Below are 17,060 nucleotides of genomic sequence, written 5' to 3' on the forward strand. Positions count from 1 at the left end.
GCCGCGCCCGCCGTCCCGGCCGCGCCCGCCGTCCCGGCCGCGCCCGCCGTCCCGGCCGCGCCCGCCGTCCCGGCCGCGCCCGTCGTTCCTGGCCCGGCCAGGGAGCGCAGGGTGTCCATGAGGACGTGGGCCATGTTGTAGAGGACGAGCTGGGCCCCCTGGCGCTCGGCGGCCCGGGCGGCGTCGAGACCCGGCACGATGGTCATCACCGCGCGCTCGTTGGCCCGTGCCGCGTCGTGTGCGCGGGCGGTCAGCCCGTCGACGACGCCGGGTCCGGGGAAGCCGCAGTCCGCTGCCAGGTCGGCGGGACCCACCAGGACCGCGTCCACCCCCTCCGTCGCGGCGATCGCGTCGGCGGCTTCGCAGGCCCGCCGCGTCTCGGCCATCGCCACGACCAGGGTCTCGCGGGACGCGGCCACATGGTCGGCCGCCGTGACCGTGCCGAACCGGCCCGCTCTGCTGTAGGTGGCGAAGCCCCGCTCTCCCCACGGCGGGTAGTGGCTGGCGGCCACCGCCCGCGCGGCGTCCTCGGGGCCGTCCACGTGCGGGTGGATCAGCCCGGCGGCGCCCAGGTCGAGGCAGCGCAGCGCGAGCGCCGGTTCGGCCGAACCCACGCGGACCAGAACGTCGAGCCCGTGCGCCGCCGCGGCCGTGAGGTGCTGCTGGAGCAGCGCCGTATCGGCCGGTCCGTGCTCGCAGTCGATGACGGCGTAGTCGAACCCCGCGACACCCGCCATCTCCACCAGCGTCTCCGAGGGGAGCCGCAGCAGCACGCCCCGCAGCCGCTCGCCGTCCGCCAGGCGCCGCTTGAGGCTGCGGCGCGACGGGTGCGGCGTGCTCCGTGCCGTCACCGTGCCACCATCCCCGCGGAGAGGTCGATGTCGGCCCCGCACAGTCCGCGCATGCGCAGCATCGCGCTGACGGCCTCGCCCACCTCGTCCTCGGTGACCATCCGGCCCAGTGCCGAGCGGGCGACGAACGCCTGCTCGGCCTCCGCGTACGTACTGCCCGTGCGTTCCGCCTCCAGCCGGAAGTTGCGCTCCATGCGCGGCCCCGAAACGGGCCCGGGGGACAGCGAGTTGACGGTGACGCCCGAAGGGCCCGCCTCGGCCGCCAGCGTGGCCGTGAGACCGATGACCGCCATCTTGGACGCGCAGTAGGGGGTGCGCCGCGCCAGCGGGCGCTTGCCCGAGACCGAGGCGACGTTGACGATGTCGCCCGCGCCGCGCGCGGTCATGGCGGGCAGGAAGGCCCGGCACATCAGGAACACCCCGCGCACGTTCACGTCGAAGACCTCGTCCCAGTCCCGCGGGGTGATCTCGGTCAGCGGGGCTACGGGGCCCGCGATCCCGGCGTTGTTGACCAGGACCGATATCTCCTCACCGGCCAGGCTCCGGGCGAGTTCCCCGACGTCGTCGGGGCGCGAGACGTCGCAGACACGGTGCGAGACGTGCGGGCCGAGCCGCGACGCGGTCTCCTTGAGCGTGGCCTCGTCGCGGCCCGTGATCACCACCCGGGCCCCGTCGGCGAGCAGCGACCTCGTGATGGCCCTGCCGAGGCCGCTGCCTCCCCCGGTGACGAGCGCGGTACGCCCGGCCAGTGGTGCGGCGCGGTCCGCCAGTGGCGGGGTGGGGCCGGTCATGCGGCGCCCTCCTCGTTCCACGGCAGGGCACCCTCGCCGTACTTGGCGGCGCGGACATCGCCGGAGCGGGCGTGGCCCTCGAACAGCTCGACGCGCGCGGCCCGGCCGCACACCTCGCCGAGCAGCGCGGACGACGCGGTGTCGGTGACCTCCTGGTACGTCACCGTCTTGAGGTACTTGCCGACCCACAGGCCGCCGGTGTAGCGGGCTGCGCCACGCGTGGGCAGGACGTGGTTGGTGCCGATGACCTTGTCGCCGTAGGAGACGCAGGTGCCCTCGCCGAGGAAGAGCGCACCGTAGTCCCGCATCTTCTCCAGCGCCTGGCGCGGGTTCTCGGTCAGCACCTCCACATGCTCGCTGGCGTAGGAGTCGGCGATCCGGAACGCCTCGTCGAGGGTGTCGGCCACCACGATCTCGCCGTGGTCGCGCCAGGCCGGTGCGGCGAAGTCCCGGGTGGGCATGGTGGGCAGCAGCCGCTCGATGTGCCGCTCGGCCTCGCGGCCCAGCTCCTCGGACGTGGTGACCAGCACGGCGGGGGAGTCCGGGCCGTGCTCGGCCTGCGACAGCAGGTCGACGGCGACGACGAACGGGTCCGCGTGCTCGTCGGCGATCACCAGGATCTCGGTGGGACCGGCGAACAGGTCGATGCCGACCTCGCCGAACAACTGCCGCTTGGCCTCCGCCACATACGCGTTCCCCGGGCCGGCGAGCATCGGGACGCGCCCGATGGTCCCGGTTCCCACGGCCAGCGCCGCGACGGCCTGGACGCCGCCCAGCAGGTAGATCTCGTCGGCGCCCGCGAGGTGCATCGCCGCGACCGTAGCGGCGGGGACCTCGCCCCGGATGGGCGGCGTGCAGGCGGCGACGCGCGGAACGCCCGCCACCTTGGCGGTCACGATCGTCATATGGGCCGACGCGGTCAGCGGGTAGCGGCCACCGGGGACGTACGCGCCCGCGCCGGACACGGGGACGTGCCGGTGGCCGAGGTGGACGCCGGGCAGCGTCTCGATCTCGACGTCGCCCAGCGCGTCACGCTGGGCCTGGGCGAACGTGCGCACCTGCCGCTGCACGAAGCGGATGTCGTCCAGGACCGTGCCGGGCACCTGGGAGACGATCCGCCGGGTCTCGTCGGGGCTCAGGCGGAAGGACGCGGGGCTCCAGTCGTCGAACCTCTCGGAGTACCGGCGGACCGCGTCGTCGCCGTGCTCACGGACGTCGTCGAGGATGACGCGGACGCGCTCGGCGACATCGGCGCGGGCCGCGGTCACTTGGGCCGCTGGCACGGGGGACTTGAGGTGTCGGGGCATGACGGCTCTCTTCCACTGCTGGTGAGGGGCAAGGGGGAGGGATGAAGGGGGAGTTCGGAAGTCCGGAGGGTGTTCAGGGGGCGGAGGGCGCGGCGCTCTGGGGCGCCGTCCCGGTGGTTCCGGTGACGGCCGCGGCCAGTTCGCGCAGCGCGCCCTTCACCGCGTCGGGCCGCTGCCACGGCAGCAGGTGGCCCGCGTCGGGCAGCAGCGTCAGGCGGGCTCCGGGGACCGCGTCCGCGATCACCCGGTGGAAGGTGGGCGGGCACAGCGTGTCCCGCGCTCCGGCCAGGACCACGGTGGGGCAGCGCACCGTCCGCAGCGCTCCGGCCGCGTCCGTACGGGTCGCCTGCGCGGCGAGCTGGGCACGGGCTGCGGCGGGGCCCACGGCGTGCGCCATGTCGCGGTAGCGCCGTGCGCCCTCGGGCGTGGCGCTGCGGTCGGGGAACATGTCCGGCAGCGTCCGCTCGACGACGTCCGCGAACCGCCCGTCCGCGATCAGCCCGTCCATCTCCCGCCAGGCCGCGTACTGCTCGGGGCGCGGCGCGCCCGAGTTGGCCGCCATCACGCACAGGCCCGCGACGCGCTCCGGTGCCCGGCGCAGCGCCTCGAAGCCGACGATGGCCCCCAGGCTGAGCCCGACGAGCACGAACGGGCCCTGGACCGCGGCGAGCACGTCCTCGGCGAGCGCCCCGATGTCCGGCCGCCGCAGCGGGACGTGGTGGACGTCGTGGCCCTCGGGGAAGCCCACGTCGTGCCACAGGCTCGCGTCGCAGAGCATCCCGGGCACGACGACGAGCGGCGGCCGACCGGCCTCCCCGGTGTCGGTGTGCTGCACGCCGGTCACCAGGAGCGCGCCGAGCGGGGGAGCAGCGCGTACGGGGCGACGTAGCCGTTGTGGTCGATGCCCAGGCCCGCGTCCGCCGCGCTCTTGAGGACCTCGTCGTCCCACTCCAGACGGACCCGCCCGTCGCCGGAGTTGACCACGAGGATGTCGCCCTGCCCGTCGCCGACGTTGCGCACGGTGCGCCAGGCGTCCTGCGGGACGGAGAGCATGTCGCGGGGGCCGAGCCGCACCGGGACGGGGTCGGTGCGGTTGAGGGTGACCTCCCACAGGCCGTCCTTCACGATCAGCGTCTGCGTCTCGTGCTGGCGGTGCTGCGAGACGCCCTGGCCGGGCTCTGCGCGGAGCCAGGCGACGTTGTGGCCGTGCGGGTTGAAGACGCGGGGCTCCTGGTGCGGGTCCTCGGTCATGCCGTAGCCGATGACGCAGCTCAGGCGGGCGCCGCCGCCGGGCAGGGTGCTGTCGAGGAAGGGGTGCTCGGAGAACACCAGCTCGTCCGCCGCTGCGATGCGGCGCCTCATCTCCTCGGGGGTGTAGTGCCGCAGCCGGTCGATGTGCTCCTGGGCCAGGGGGCCGACCAGCTCGGACTCCGGCGGCAGGGGGTCGCCCGCGACGGTGTCGACCAGGTCGTTGCCGGTGGTGAGATGCAGGCCGTGGTCCCGTGCCTCGCGCAGCACCGAGGGGCCCCAGATGATGCCGCCGGTGTCGTCCATGCCCAGCACGGTGAACAGCCAGCCGTCGTCGGGGCCCGTGTTGGTGAAGCCGCGGAAGATCCACGTCGGGACGGAGGCGATGTCGCCCGCCCTGAGCGTGAGTTCGCCCTCGGTGCCGTCGACACCCCAGCGCAGCAGGTACTCGCCCCCGGTGCAGATGAACACCTCGGCCGTGTAGTGCAGGTGCAGGTTGTTGGTGATGCCGTGCGGCATGGCGGCGGCGCCGATGTTGTAGCCGTGCGGCAGCCGGAGGTTGACGTGCTGGTCGGCGGACTGGGAGACGCCAGGGCCGATCATCGCGTAGTTCTCCTTGCGGTCGGAACCTGGCGTACGGCAGTCGATGAAGGCCCGGTTGCAGGAGACGAAGTCGCTGCGGCGCACCGTTCGGCGGGCCAGCTCGCTGGGGGTGACGACGGCATCGGACATGACCGCTCCTTACTTGTGAATACGTATGTACGCCATGACAGGCGTCGGCCGTGTGGATGTCAAGGGGGATGCTCAAGCTTGTTTCGGGTAGCCGGGTGTCGCGAGACGGAGAGGGCTGGGGCCGCGCGGTCGGCGGAGCGGCATTCGGCATACGTATACTGATTTGGGGTTACTGACTTGGGGCGCGCCGGTGCGCGGCGCCGGTGGCGACGAGGAGAGGGCCGATGGGGATCAACAGTCACGACGTGGCGAGACTGGCCGGTGTCTCGCAGCCCACGGTCTCCCGCGCCCTGCGCGACGACCCCCGCGTGTCCCAGGCCACCCGCGAGAAGGTCAAGCGCGCGGCGCAGGCGCTGAACTATGTGCCGAGCGAGGCCGGACGCACCCTCTCGACGCGTGCCACACGGCGGGTCGGAGTCATCGTCACCGATCTGACGAACCCCTTCTACCCGCACATCATCGCCCCGCTCCACGACGAGCTGAGCAGCCTCGGCTACCGCATGATGCTGATCACGGAGCGGTCCGACGAGGCGGTCGCGGAGGAGAAGCTGCTGGACCAGTCGATGGACGGCGTCGTCCTCGCGACGACCACCACCGACTCCCGCCTGCCCGCACAGCTGGAGCGGCGCGGCATGCCCTACGTCTTCCTCAACCGCGACACGGGCCGGGCAGGCGACTTCGCCTCCGTCGTGGACAACGAGGGCGGCGGGCGGCTCGTCGCCCGGGAACTCGTGTCCCTCGGGCACCGGCACATCGCCGGTGTCTTCGGCGCGGCCAACACCACCACGGGGCGCGAGCGCGAGATGGGCTTCCGGCTGGCGCTCGCCGAGGCGGGCGTGGGACTGCCGGAGGACCGGGTGGTGCGCGGAGCGTTCGAGTACGACACCGGATACCGCGCGCTGCCAGCGCTGCTGGAGGCGGACGAGGCGCCCACGGCCGTGTTCTGCGGCAACGACGTCATCGCCATCGGTGTCCTGAACGCGGCCCTCGCGGCCGGGGTCAAGGTCCCCGACGACCTCACCGTCATCGGCTTCGACGACCTCCCGATGGCCGCCTGGGAGGTGTTCCGGCTCACCACCGTCCGGCACGATCTGCGGGAGCTGTCGCGGCAGGCGGCGCGCCTGCTGGTCCGGCGGATCACCAAGGACGTCGACCCGGCCGGGGAACGCCTGGTCCTTCGCACCGAGTTCGTTCCCCGCGCCACGCACGCCCGCGCCGGCTGACCCGTCACGGCCGGGGTGCCGTCCGTTCTGGTCGCTGCTCCGGGTTCCGGGACGGGGGCGCCGGGACGGCACCGTCGGCGCGGCCCGGCCCTGCCGACCGCCGCTGCCGCAGCACGCCCACGCCGACGAGCACGGCGGACGCCGCCACCGCGTTGCGGGGCACTCCGTCCCGTGAGGTGCGGGCGAAGGCGGCGGGGGCATCGCCGCGTCCGGCCAGCGAGAACATCATGCGGGACGCGGTTTGAGATCCTCGCTCACCTGAAGGTGGGCGATTCCCGTCTGCCGCGCCGTTGTCGGGCGCGGTTTCGGGCGGGTTCCTGCTTCATCGCGCTGTGCCGGGACGGGTCCCGGTCTTACCCGCGCTCCACAGGCTGACACGGCCAGTCCAGCCGCCTTCGCGACGTTGACCGCCGCGTTGATGTCCCGGTCCAGGAGGGCCCCGCATTCCTTGCAGGTCCATTCTCGGACGTGCAGGGGTTTGGGGCCGTCCTGGACGCCGCAGACCGAGCAGAGCTGAGAGGTCGGCTCGAACCGGCCGATACGTATGAAGGTGCGCCCGTACCGGCTGGCCTTGTACTCCAGCATGGTCACGAACTGCGACCATCCGGCATCGTGCACGGACTTGGCGAGGCGTGTGCGGGCGAGTCCCTTGACCGTCAGATCTTCCACCGCGATGGCTTGGTTTTCGCGGATCAGCTTGGTGGAGAGCTGGTGGTGGAACTCGCGCCGCGCGTCGGCGACCCGTGCGTGAGCGCGGGCCACCTTGAGCCGGGCCTTCGTCCTGTTGGCACTGCCCCGCTCCTTGCGTGACAGGGCGCGCTGAGCCTTCGTGAGCTGCTTCTCAGCCCTACGCAGGAAGCGCGGGTTGCCGACCTTCGTGCCGTCCGAGAGGACCGCGAAGTGCCCCAGTCCCAGGTCGACGCCGATCTCGGGTGTGACCGGGGGCAGGACTTCTTCCGAGCCGGTCTCCACGACGAACGACGCGAAGTACCTGCCCGCACTGTCCCGGATGACGCTCACCGTGGTCGGGATGGACGGCAGGGAACGTGACCACTTCACCGGCACATCGCCGACCTTCGGCAGGCGCAGCTTTCCGCCGTGGGTGATCTTCCATCCGGCGTTCCCGGTGAAGCGGATCGCCTGCCGGTTGTCCCGCTTGGACTTGAAGCGGGGCGGTCCCGTCTTCGGGCGTTTGCCCTTGAGACCGTCGAAGAAGTTGCGGTAGGCGGCGTCCAGGTCCCGAAGGGACTGTTGGAGGATTACCGAGGAAACCTCGCCGAGCCATGCTCGCTCCGGCGTCTTCTTCGACGCGGTGAGCCGCTTGGACAGATCGCCCAAGGTGACGAACGGCAGCCCGGCCGTGCGGGCGTCCTCGCGGACGCCAAGCGCGTCGTTGAAGACCACCCGAGCGCACCCGAACGCCCTTGCCAGCGCCGCGCACTGAGGGCCGTTCGGGTACAGGCGGAACCCGTACCTGAGCTGCACAGCACAAACCATACAGACTTATTTCATGTCGGACCCGGCGCCAGCTCCGGCGACCAGCAGCCCACGCGGCGCCTCCGCACACGAGGGCGTCAGAGCTGGTCGCGCAGGGCGGCCGGAACGTCGTCGAACGCACCGGAGGTGCGCCCGATCCGGTCGATGCGGAGCGTCGCCGTGGCGCCGTGGGCCGCCAACCCCTCGAACGCCGAGATGCGCTCGACGGCGGGTGCCAGCGACGCGGTCCCCTCCTTCGCGGCCCGCTGGTACGTCAGCGGTTTCAGGAAGCGCGAGACGGAGAGCCCCGCGTTGTAGCGGGCGGTCTTGCCCGTGGGCAGCACGTGGTTGGTACCGGCGATGCCCTTGTCGGAGTAGGCGACCGTCGACCACGACCCGATGAACAGCGAGCCGTAGTTGGACAGGTTCGCCAGGTAGTGGTCGTCGTCCTCGGTCTGGATCTCCAGGTGTTCGGGAGCGATCACGTCGGCGACGGCGACGGCGCCGTCCCGGTCGTCCACGACGATGACGGAGCCGAAGTCGCGCCACGCCGGGCCCGCGATGTCCCGGGTGGCCAGGGACTCCAGCTGGCGCTCCACCTCCGCGATCACGGCACGCCCCTGCTGCTCGGACGTGGTGATCAGCGCCGCGGGGGAGTTGGGGCCGTGCTCGGCCTGGCCCAGCAGGTCGGCGGCCACCCACACCGGGTCGGCGCTGTCGTCGGCGATGACGGCGACCTCGGAGGGACCGGCCAGCAGGTCGATGCCGACCCGGCCGAACAACTGCCGCTTCGCCTCGGTGACGAACGCGTTGCCCGCGCCGACCAGCATGTCGACCGGGGCCTCGCCCAGCAGCCCGAAGGCCATCGCGCCGAGCGCCTGGACGCCGCCGAGCGCGAACACCCGGTCGGCGTGCGACAAGTAGGCGCCGTACAGCACGGCGGGATGCGCGCCGTGCTCGCCGGACGGGGGAGTGCACGCCAGCACGGTCGGGACCCCGGCCGTCTTCGCCACGTTGACCGTCATGAAGGCGCTGGCCAGCAGGGGGAAGCGCCCTGCGGGCAGATACGCGCCGACGCGGGAGACGGGAACGTAGCGCTGGCCGCCGACGACTCCGGGGGCGACCTCGGTCTCGAAGTCCGTCAGGTGCTCGCGCTGCGCGGCGGCGAACCTGTGGGTGCGCTCGTACCCCATCTCCAGTGCGGTGCGGACGTCCGGGGGGAGCGCGTCCCCCGACTTCTTCAGCTCGGCGGCCTCGATCTCCAGGGCGCCCGACCAGCCGTCCAGCTCCTGGGCGTAGGCGCGTACCGCGTCCATGCCCTTGGTCTCGATCTCCTTCAGCATCCGCGAGACCCGCTCGACCACCGCGGGGTCGCGCTGCGCTGGCGGACCGTCCACGGACGGCTTCTTGAGCCACTGGAGCGGGGGGAGGGCCTGTGCTTCGGCGTGCGTGATCTGCATGGCGAGGACGCTAGACGCCGCGCTGCCACAGGACTAGAGGGGTGATTCCTGTCCGAACCACAGGGTTCCCCTGTGTCCCCCCCCTGTGTCCCGCCCCCGCGCATTGCACACACCCGTGCGCCCGGCCGGTCAGCCGCCGAGGTCGGTGCGGAGCTCGCGCAGGGTGTCCTCGGCGATCCGGGCCAGCTCCCTCGTGGCCCGCGACAGCGGATGCCCCCGCCGTCTGACCAGGGCGATCGTGTCGTAGAGGGGGTCGGCGAACGGGACGGTGCGCAGCCCGGCGGGAAACGCGGAGCCGGCGGTCACCGCCCTGCTGGCGATCGTGTCGCCCACCCCCGCGGCCACGAGGCCCAGCGCGGCCTCGACGTGTTCCAGCTCGATCAGCGGGTCGATGCCGACCCCGGCGAGCTGGGCCCGCTCCGCGAGCTGCCGCCGGGTGGGGTCCTGCCACCCGTAGTGCGCGTCGTAGAGGACGAGGGGCGCCCGGGCGAAGTCCTCCATCGTGACCGGCGCGCGGGTTCTCTCCTCGCTGGCGCTGACGAAGAACACCTCGTCGCGCAGCAGCGGGGTCACCGTCAGCCCCTCGTCGTCGATGGGCAGGACGACCAGGCCAGCCTCGATCCGTCCCGCCGCCACGGCCGCCGCGGTCTCGGCCGAGTTCTGGCCCACGAGCCGGACCCGGACGGACGGGTACCGGGCGTGGAACATCTGCACGAGGTTGGACAGCAGGTAGTAGTCCGCGTTGCGGAGCACGCCGAACGTGGCGGTTCCCCCGCCCAGCGAGCCCAGGGAGCGCACCGCGCGGGTCCCGCTCTCGGCGGCCTCCAGCGCCTGCCGCGCGTACGGCAGCAGTTCCTGGCCCGCCGAGGTCAGGGTCAGGGTGCGGCTGCCGCGCGCGAACAGCTCGGCGTCCAGTTCCGTTTCGAGGCGGCGCACCAGTTCGGAGGCCGATGCCTGGGCGATGTCCATGGCCCGCGCCGCCGCGGTGAACGACCCGAGCCGCTCCGCCTCGACGAAGGCCCTCAGCTGGTTGAGGGTCATGGGTTCCCTGTGTCCTGTCGAGTCGGTGATCCGCGTCAGGGACGCGACGATCCTCGTTCTACCACGGTGTTCCGGGACGGGGGCCGGGCGGGCATCGGTGCGGCAGCCCCCGGGTTCGTCCTGTGGATGCCGCAGGACGAAGGTGTCTTGTCCCGTGGACGGCGCGATGATTGGCTCGGCCGCGCCCCTGGACGTCACCCAGCGCGGAAGGCTGCCCCAAGCGATGACGACACCCTTGCCGATCGGCCTCGTCCAGACCGCCGCACGCCACCACGCCGCCGAAGAGCCGGACGCGTTCGCCGCTGACGTGCGCCGCGTCGCCGCCGCGCACCCCGGGGTCCGGCTGCTCGCGTACCCGGAACTGCACCTGTGCGGCCACCGGCCCGACGAGGACCCCGGGACGGTGATGACCGCGGCGGCCGAGCCGCTGGACGGGCCGCGCGGTGCCCGGCTGGCCGCTCTCGCCCGCGAACTGGACATCTGGCTGGTGCCCGGCAGCGTCTACGAACTGGGCGCCGAAGGGCGGGTCTACAACACGGCCCCCGTCTACGCGCCCACGGGCGAGCGGGTCGCGGAGTACCGCAAGATCTTCCCCTGGCGGCCCTACGAGACCACGGCGGCAGGCGGCAGCTTCGTCGTCTTCGACGTGCAGGGCCACGGACGCGTGGGCCTGACGATCTGCTACGACGCGTGGTTCCCCGAGACAACCCGCCACCTGGCGTGGCAGGGCGCCGACCTCGTACTGAACCTGGTGCGCACGCCCACCGTCGACCGCGCGCAGGAAGTCGTGCTGGCGCGGGCCAACGCGATCGTGAACCAGGTGTTCATGGCCAGCCTCAACGCGGCGGCGCCGGACGGCGTCGGGCGCAGCGTCGTCGTGGACCCCGAGGGGAACCCGCGCGCCGAGGCCGGTCCTGGACCGGAGGAGGTCGTCAGCGATGTGCTCGACCTCGCCGAGGCGCGCCGGGTGCGCACGCGGGGGACCGCGGGTCTCACCCGGGTGTGGGACCCGTTCACGGAGGGCCAGGCACCGCTCGAACTCCCCCTCTACGCGGGTCGCATCGACCCCGAGCGCTGGCGGCGCGGCGCCGCCCCTGAGCTGCCTCGGCCGTCATGACGGGGGTACGGCCGCTGCTCGACGGTCGGTGAGCAGCCGGAGGCACCGCTCCCGCTGTGCCGCGTCCGTCGCCAGCTCGACGCCGACGTGGGCGAGGGCGGTCGCGGCGTCGAGCACGGCACGGTCCGCCCCCGGCGAGTCGCCGTACCGGGCGAAGGGCGCGGTGTGGTGGAGGGCGCCGCCGGTGTCGTAGCCGATGGTGGGGTGGAGCGCGGGCAGGACGTGGGAGACGTTGCCCATGTCGGTGGAGGCCATGACCTCGCCCCGTCGGTCCACCGGCGCACGGCCCAGGGCCCGCGCCGCGCGCGTGTATGCCGAGGTGAGGAACTCGTCCTGGCGCAGGTCGGCGAAGTCGGCTCCGTGCGGGGTGAGTTCCAGCTCGGCGCCGGTGGCGAGGGCGGCGGCCTCCAGGCAGGCCCTGACCCGTCGACGGGCATGGGCGAGGTCTCTTGTGGTGCGGGCGCGCAGTTCGTAGCGGGCACGCGCGGTGTCGGGGATGACGTTGACCGCGTGCCCGGCTTCGAGGACGACGTCGTGGACCTCCCGCAGCGCCCCCGTCCTGCTGAACGCGGCCCCGGCCAGGCCCTGTTCGCGCCAGAAAGGAGCGGCGTACTCGGCGACGACCTTGGCCGTGGTGCCCATCCACACCGGGGTGGACCGGGCGAGAGCGGCCAGGTCCTCCCCGAGCGCGCCGCCGAAGCCGACGCGCTCCATGGCGAGGGCCGGGGGCATGGCCAGGACGATGTGCCGGGCGCGCGGGGTTCCGGCCGGGGTGTGCGCTCCAGCCCCATCCTTCGACGGTGGGACGCACACCGGTGGCCGCCGGGGTAGGACAGGCCGGGGATCCGCCGCTCGGGGCAGTGGACGACATCGCCGGTCCGGCGGTACGCGCAGTGCCCGCAGCTCCCGCCGGACCACCCGACGGCCACGCGGTCCCCGGCCGACCACCCCTCGACGCGTTCGCCCAGCTCCACCACGGTCCCGGCGACCTCGTGCCCCGGGGAGACGGGGAAGACGGCGCCCTCTCCCGTGGCGGCGGCCGTGCCGATGTCGGCGCCGCACACCCCGCTCGCCACGACGGACACCCGCACCCAGCCGGGCCCCGGCGACTCCACCGGCACGTCGACGGGCCGCAGCGGCCCCCCCCGGGGCTCGGTCACGGCCATGGCGGTTCTCCTTTCGGTCCCGCCCGTGCGGGGCGTGCGCTGAGGACGTCGGCGTACGCTGGACGTATAGCTTCTGGTTATGTTGGATCTGCGACGTCCCACCGTAGAAACAGGCGAACGTGCCCGGTAGGGCAGATCAGTGAATGCGGAGATAAGGCATGGCTATGGCCGACCGGGTGAACACCGAGGGGCTCAGGTACGCGCAGGCGGTCGCCGAGACGAAGTCGTTCAGCGCCGCCGCGCGGGCCTACGGAGTCACGCAGCCCGCTCTGTCCAACGGGATCGCCAAGCTGGAGGAGCGCCTGGGCGAGAAGCTGTTCGACCGCTCGCCGCGCGGGGTGACCCCGACCGCCTTCGGCGACCGCATCCTGCCGTTGATCGAGCGTGCCGTGTCCGCGCTCGACGCCGTCGCGGCGGAGGCCAAGCGGCTGACGGGGCCAGGCGAGCACAAGATCCGCCTGGGCGTCTCACCGCTGATCAGTCCGCCCCTGGTGGCGCGGATGTTCGGCATGGTCCGCGAACTGCCCGAACCCCGTGGCCTGGTGCTGCGCGAGGCCAACATGCAGGAGCTGCGGGCGGATCTGGTGGCGGGCCGTCTCGACATCATCCTGATCCCGGCCGTGGCCGCGATGCCGCGCTTTGAGCACCGGGTGGTAGACGTCGAGCCGATCGTCGTCGTCACCCCGGACGCCGATGCCGCCGACTCCGGCACTCCCGGCGACGCCGCCCCTCTCGAACTCGAAGAGGCGGGCAAGGGCCGGTTCATCCTCGTCCCGGACACCTGCGGCCTGACCACGTTCACCACACAGCTCTTCCAGGCACGCGAGATGCCCCTGCGCACCTATCCGGGCGAGGCCGCCGGATACCAAGTCCTGGAGGAGTGGACGAAGTTGGGCCTGGGATCGGCGATGGTCCCGCGCTCCAAGCTCTCTTCGCCCGACGTGCCCCACCGGCCGCTGACGGACGAGGGGCGCGAGGTGCAGATCTCCTTCGAGGCGGTATGGAGCATGGACTCCCCGCTGAGCGCGGACCTCCTCCGCCTCGCCGACAATCTCGCAGCCGCCCGGTAGCCATACGCATCGCTTACATCCAGGTTCAGCGAGATCCTCTACCGGGCCTCTGATGGTCTGGCTACCTTGGCGGGCATGACGCGGTGACCCGGCCGCAGAGACATAGCCAAGCCATATCGCACGATCGCACTGCACGCGGACAGGGCGAGGTGCCCCATCCGAACCGGGGTCGCCCCCGCGTCGTGCGCACCCGGATCTACGAGCAGCGTCATGACTGGGCGCGACTGGCCTCCTGTACGTACTCTGCGTCCAGGGAACGTGTGAGGGCGACGCTCGACCGGGTGGTGGAAATGTCCGAGTCTCCACTTGTTGCTCAGATTGGCTTCGCCCACCACTAAACGCCCAGGTCAGCAAGACTGCTCCCCGCACGCGCGGGGATGGACCCCCCTTCGAGGCGTTCTTCCCGGAGTCGTACAGCTGCTCCCCGCACGCGCGGGGATGGACCCTGCGCGTCGCTGCCGTCGGCCATGCCGTAGGCCTGCTCCCCGCACGCGCGGGGATGGACCCTCGGGCTGGCCGGACTGATGATGGTGGGCGGCCTGCTCCCCGCACGCGCGGGGATGGACCCCTGTTCGGGCACCTGTCGCTCTGCCCATCGGTCTGCTCCCCGCACGCGCGGGGATGGACCCCTGTTCGGGCACCTGTCGCTCTGCCCATCGGTCTGCTCCCCGCACGCGCGGGGATGGACCCACCATCGCCTGCCCGCCTGCCTACGGCGTTGCCTGCTCCCCGCACGCGCGGGGATGGACCCGTTGGGCGGACACGCATCCACTCATAACGGCCCTGCTCCCCGCACGCGCGGGGATGGACCCGCAGACGTGCGGTAGATCTTCGCCAGGGCGCGCTGCTCCCCGCACGCGCGGGGATGGACCCTGTTCGGCGTCGGCAGTGACGATCTCTGCGAACCGCCCCCTGCGACTGACCGTGTCACGTGGCGGGGTATGTCTACTAGAGCACCCGGCAGTTGGCCCGGCGGTGTGTGGTGAGGTGTGACCAGCGACGACAGTGGGGATCCCTTCGTCGGCGGGTTTCCGGAGGTGGGTAATGATGGCGCGCGCTCCCAATCGTCGATTAGCGACGTTGCTCTGTGAAGCTGAGTGGAGTGGTGCGCAACTTGTGCGGGAGGTCAACCGCGAGGCGGCCCGGCAGGGTTTGACCGTCAGCTATGCGCGTACCGCAGCCGCCCGCTGGCTGGCCGGTACTCAGCCGCGTCCACCTGCCGGTCAGTTGGTGGTGGCCGTGCTGTCGCGGGCGCTGCGGCGCGGCATCGACGCTGCGGACGCCGGGCTCGCCAACGCTCCTGGGGCGGCGACCCTGTTGTCCAGAGCCGGGGGAGGGGGCGGCGATCTCCCGCAGAGCCGTGGGGCGGTCCTGACGGGGCTCGTCCGGCTGTGCCGGACGGACGCGGATGCCGAGACGCAGCCCCACCTGTACGCGCAGCCCTACCCCGCGGTGCAGGCGTTACCGGCACGGTGGCTCAGCCCACTGGCAGCACCGGAACCGGAACCGGCACCCGCACCGGAACCCGCCCCCGTACCCGCCGCACCCCCACCCGCTTCCCCTGTCGACCTGGCGGCGGAGACGGACGCGACGGCTTCCGCGTCGGACTGGCTCCAGGAAGTGGTGCTGGAGTGGGCCGAGCGGCACGGTGGTGCTCGCGCCCGTACGCCGCTGCTGGCGCATCTCGCCGAGGAACTGGTGAGCCTGACGTGCCGTCCCGGCACACCGCCTGCCGCCCTGCTCAGTCAGGCGTCCCGCATGGTCTTCCTGCTGGCCGGGATGAGCGCGGACGCCGGTCACCATGCCCTGGCCGACGCCTACTGGCGCCACGCCGCCGAGGCAGGCCGCGTGGCCGGTGACCGCGGCGCCTACGCGCTGGCTCTGCGCGCCATGAGTACCCAGGCCCGTCGCCTGGACCAGTCGCGCCGCGCTCTCCTGCTGGCCGACGCCGCGGTGGAGAGCTACGCGCAGGCGCCGCCCGCCGTGCGGAGTTACCTGCTCGTCGAGCGGGCGGCCTGTCACGCGGCCCGCGGCCATGCCCACCGGGCGCGCGCCGACCTGTCCGCCGCCGAGGACTGCCACCCCGGCGACGACCGTCGGTCCGGCGGCCGTCGGTCCGGTGACCGTCACGACGGCGACCGCTACAGCGGAGACCCCTTCACCACCTATCCGGTGTGCGCCCTGGACTACCAGCGTGCCGCGGTGTTCGAGTTGCTCGGCGAGCGGGAGACCGCGGTGCGTGCCGCCCACGCCTCGCTGGCCGCACGCCCTGACAGCCAGTGCCGCAGCCGTGCGCTGACGCAGGCCCGGCTCGCCAGGGTGCTGTTGCGCACCGGGCAACTGGAGGAAGCCTGCGCCCAGGCGTGCGCCTTCTTCGAGCTGCTGCCCGACCTGGCCTCGGCACAGGTGTCCGGGGAGGTCGTTCGGCTGCGCGCCGCGCTGTCGCCGTACCGCCGCGCCCGTACGGCCCGCACGGTGTGGGAGCGGGCCCGGTCGGCGGTCTGAGCCTTCCGCCGCTGCGTCGGCAGGCGTGAGGTACGGGGGTACGGGGCGGGGCGGGGCGGAGGCACTGTGGGCCGGTCTCTACGGGACCAAGCGACCGCCATCGCACCCGCACCCGCACCCGCGCCCGCACCCGCGCCCGCACCCGCGCCCGCACCCGCGCCCGCGCCCGCGCCCGCGCCCGTGGCAACGGTCCCAGGGGCCCCTGACTCACGGTCCCTTTAGCGTGGCCGTGCAACCATTCCCTTGTCTCGCGCGTGGTTCATGTGCAGGCTGAGAACGGTTGGGAATGGCTGAGAGTGGTGCGGGCGGTGCGGGTCCGTAGGCCATCGAGGACTTGGGGGAGTTCCGGTGAGGGAAGCGACTGCGCTGGCGGGACGGGTCCCCGAGCGGCACGAGGGGGAGGCGCGGCGCCATGGGTGACGCGGACCTCCAGATCCCGAAGGAGACCATCGACCGCCTGACCAAGGGCATCAGAGCGGCGATGGCCGAGCTGAAAGAGATCCATGACGCGACGGGCGCGGAGACCGGCAAGGGCTTCGACTCCCTGGCGATGACCGGCATGGAGACGGGGCACCACGGACTGTCGACGGAGTTCGAGGCATTCGCGGAGCGCTGGGAGTGGGGAGTGCGCGCGCTGCTCCAGGACGCGAACCAGCTCGCGGCCCGGCTGGGCCTGTCGGCGGGGATGCTGTGGGAGGAGGACCAGTACTGGGCGGGCACGCTGAAGGTCGGCCTGAACTCCCTGATCGGCAACCCGCACGCGTCCGAGGACGAGGTCCAGAACCAGTCCTGGTCGGACATCGCGACGCCGGACGCGCCCGACTGGTCGGCTGAATCCTGGCAGCAGGCCGGGGACGAGATGGGCCAGACGTGGAAGGACACCGGACGCTCGCTCACCGAGGACGGCATGGGCGGAATGCGTACCGATCTCGTGAACGACGTCGTCGGGATCTCTGACGAGGACGCCGAGCGGGCCCGCGACCAGCTCTTCGGACCCTCGCCCGAGGAACGCGCCCAGCAGCAACAGCAACAACAGGGGCAGCAATAACAGGGGCAGTAGCAGCGGGACCAGC

The 17,060-nt window shown here is 72.5% G+C and carries 15 protein-coding genes, 1 pseudogene and 1 CRISPR repeat array; of the genes and pseudogenes, 5 read left to right on the top strand and 11 right to left on the bottom strand.

The features are described 5' to 3' along the window. The 5 genes from ACYVOO_RS29610 to ACYVOO_RS29630 form a co-directional block, all read right to left on the bottom strand. The coding region (locus tag ACYVOO_RS29610) for an HpcH/HpaI aldolase family protein (protein WP_461018795.1) at positions 1 to 851 on the bottom strand (851 nt) is incomplete at its 3' end. Beyond that, complete coding sequence (locus tag ACYVOO_RS29615; RefSeq protein ID WP_461018796.1) at positions 848 to 1,642, bottom strand: SDR family NAD(P)-dependent oxidoreductase; 795 nt, start codon at positions 1,640 to 1,642, stop codon at positions 848 to 850. The genes ACYVOO_RS29610 and ACYVOO_RS29615, both read right to left, overlap by 4 nt. Next, the gene (gene hisD / locus ACYVOO_RS29620; RefSeq protein ID WP_461018797.1) at positions 1,639 to 2,949 is read right to left on the bottom strand and encodes a histidinol dehydrogenase; all 1,311 of its coding nucleotides are present in this window, start codon (positions 2,947 to 2,949) and stop codon (positions 1,639 to 1,641) included. The genes ACYVOO_RS29615 and hisD (ACYVOO_RS29620) overlap by 4 nt, the downstream gene beginning before the upstream one ends. Before the next feature lie 73 nt (positions 2,950 to 3,022). Then, entirely contained in the window at positions 3,023 to 3,784 is a 762-nt protein-coding gene (locus tag ACYVOO_RS29625) for an alpha/beta fold hydrolase (protein ID WP_461018798.1), read from the bottom strand. Positions 3,785 to 3,789: 5 nt separating this feature from the next. Continuing rightward, on the bottom strand, positions 3,790 to 4,929 hold the full coding sequence (locus ACYVOO_RS29630) for a cupin domain-containing protein (protein WP_461018799.1): 1,140 nt from the start codon (positions 4,927 to 4,929) through the stop codon (positions 3,790 to 3,792). Positions 4,930 to 5,153: 224 nt separating this feature from the next. Between ACYVOO_RS29630 and ACYVOO_RS29635 the strand changes: the two genes are divergently transcribed. After that, positions 5,154 to 6,152 (top strand): LacI family DNA-binding transcriptional regulator, encoded by a 999-nt coding sequence (locus ACYVOO_RS29635; protein WP_461018800.1) that lies wholly within the window; start codon positions 5,154 to 5,156, stop codon positions 6,150 to 6,152. A gap of 4 nt (positions 6,153 to 6,156) precedes the next feature. Here the strand turns inward: ACYVOO_RS29635 and ACYVOO_RS29640 are convergent, their stop codons facing one another. The 4 genes from ACYVOO_RS29640 to ACYVOO_RS29655 form a co-directional block, all read right to left on the bottom strand. Next, the gene (locus ACYVOO_RS29640; RefSeq protein ID WP_461018801.1) at positions 6,157 to 6,381 is read right to left on the bottom strand and encodes a hypothetical protein; all 225 of its coding nucleotides are present in this window, start codon (positions 6,379 to 6,381) and stop codon (positions 6,157 to 6,159) included. Further along, complete coding sequence (locus tag ACYVOO_RS29645) at positions 6,378 to 7,637, bottom strand: RNA-guided endonuclease InsQ/TnpB family protein (protein ID WP_461018802.1); 1,260 nt, start codon at positions 7,635 to 7,637, stop codon at positions 6,378 to 6,380. The genes ACYVOO_RS29640 and ACYVOO_RS29645 overlap by 4 nt, the downstream gene beginning before the upstream one ends. 89 nt (positions 7,638 to 7,726) lie before the next feature. Next, positions 7,727 to 9,088, bottom strand: coding sequence for a histidinol dehydrogenase (gene hisD / locus ACYVOO_RS29650; protein WP_461018803.1), 1,362 nt, complete (start codon positions 9,086 to 9,088; stop codon positions 7,727 to 7,729). 129 nt (positions 9,089 to 9,217) lie between these two features. After that, positions 9,218 to 10,129 carry a LysR family transcriptional regulator gene (locus ACYVOO_RS29655; protein ID WP_461018804.1) on the bottom strand — a complete coding sequence of 304 codons (912 nt, stop codon included), beginning with the start codon at positions 10,127 to 10,129 and terminating at the stop codon, positions 9,218 to 9,220. A 223-nt stretch (positions 10,130 to 10,352) separates the two neighbouring features. Between ACYVOO_RS29655 and ACYVOO_RS29660 the strand changes: the two genes are divergently transcribed. Beyond that, entirely contained in the window at positions 10,353 to 11,246 is an 894-nt protein-coding gene (locus ACYVOO_RS29660; RefSeq protein WP_461018805.1) for a carbon-nitrogen hydrolase family protein, read from the top strand. Here the strand turns inward: ACYVOO_RS29660 and ACYVOO_RS29665 are convergent. Both ACYVOO_RS29665 and ACYVOO_RS29670 read right to left on the bottom strand, forming a co-directional pair. Beyond that, entirely contained in the window at positions 11,241 to 11,978 is a 738-nt protein-coding gene (locus ACYVOO_RS29665) for a zinc-binding metallopeptidase family protein (RefSeq protein ID WP_461018806.1), read from the bottom strand. The two genes, ACYVOO_RS29660 and ACYVOO_RS29665, sit on opposite strands and share 6 nt — an antisense overlap. 98 nt (positions 11,979 to 12,076) lie before the next feature. Then, positions 12,077 to 12,412: pseudogene (locus ACYVOO_RS29670) on the bottom strand (alcohol dehydrogenase catalytic domain-containing protein); the annotation flags it as partial. 158 nt (positions 12,413 to 12,570) lie between these two features. Here ACYVOO_RS29670 and ACYVOO_RS29675 point away from each other — a divergent pair. From ACYVOO_RS29675 to ACYVOO_RS29685, 3 genes are all read left to right on the top strand, one after another. Next, a complete protein-coding gene (locus tag ACYVOO_RS29675) occupies positions 12,571 to 13,482 on the top strand; it encodes a LysR family transcriptional regulator (RefSeq protein ID WP_461018807.1) in 912 nt (303 codons plus the stop codon). A 356-nt stretch (positions 13,483 to 13,838) separates the two neighbouring features. Beyond that, positions 13,839 to 14,355: direct repeats of the CRISPR family, unit length 29 nt; unit sequence CTGCTCCCCGCACGCGCGGGGATGGACCC. Between the two features lie 243 nt (positions 14,356 to 14,598). After that, positions 14,599 to 15,987: an ATP-binding protein gene (locus tag ACYVOO_RS29680; protein ID WP_461018808.1), complete on the top strand. Its 1,389-nt coding sequence runs from the start codon at positions 14,599 to 14,601 to the stop codon at positions 15,985 to 15,987. 412 nt (positions 15,988 to 16,399) lie between these two features. Next, entirely contained in the window at positions 16,400 to 17,035 is a 636-nt protein-coding gene (locus ACYVOO_RS29685) for a hypothetical protein (RefSeq protein WP_461018809.1), read from the top strand. The last annotated feature ends 25 nt before the right edge of the window (positions 17,036 to 17,060 follow it).

The organism is Streptomyces daliensis, assembly GCF_054782395.1.

Bases quoted from the DNA above. Each gene is read 5' to 3' on its own strand.
- ACYVOO_RS29660 (WP_461018805.1), top strand. From the start codon at position 10,353: ATGACGACACCCTTGCCGATCGGCCTCGTCCAGACCGCCGCACGCCAC.
- ACYVOO_RS29665 (WP_461018806.1), bottom strand. From the start codon at position 11,978: ATGCCCCCGGCCCTCGCCATGGAGCGCGTCGGCTTCGGCGGCGCGCTC.
- ACYVOO_RS29655 (WP_461018804.1), bottom strand. From the start codon at position 10,129: ATGACCCTCAACCAGCTGAGGGCCTTCGTCGAGGCGGAGCGGCTCGGG.
- hisD (WP_461018797.1), bottom strand. From the start codon at position 2,949: ATGCCCCGACACCTCAAGTCCCCCGTGCCAGCGGCCCAAGTGACCGCG.
- ACYVOO_RS29675 (WP_461018807.1), top strand. From the start codon at position 12,571: ATGGCTATGGCCGACCGGGTGAACACCGAGGGGCTCAGGTACGCGCAG.
- ACYVOO_RS29640 (WP_461018801.1), bottom strand. From the start codon at position 6,381: ATGATGTTCTCGCTGGCCGGACGCGGCGATGCCCCCGCCGCCTTCGCC.
- hisD (WP_461018803.1), bottom strand. From the start codon at position 9,088: ATGCAGATCACGCACGCCGAAGCACAGGCCCTCCCCCCGCTCCAGTGG.
- ACYVOO_RS29685 (WP_461018809.1), top strand. From the start codon at position 16,400: ATGGGTGACGCGGACCTCCAGATCCCGAAGGAGACCATCGACCGCCTG.
- ACYVOO_RS29635 (WP_461018800.1), top strand. From the start codon at position 5,154: ATGGGGATCAACAGTCACGACGTGGCGAGACTGGCCGGTGTCTCGCAG.
- ACYVOO_RS29615 (WP_461018796.1), bottom strand. From the start codon at position 1,642: ATGACCGGCCCCACCCCGCCACTGGCGGACCGCGCCGCACCACTGGCC.
- ACYVOO_RS29630 (WP_461018799.1), bottom strand. From the start codon at position 4,929: ATGTCCGATGCCGTCGTCACCCCCAGCGAGCTGGCCCGCCGAACGGTG.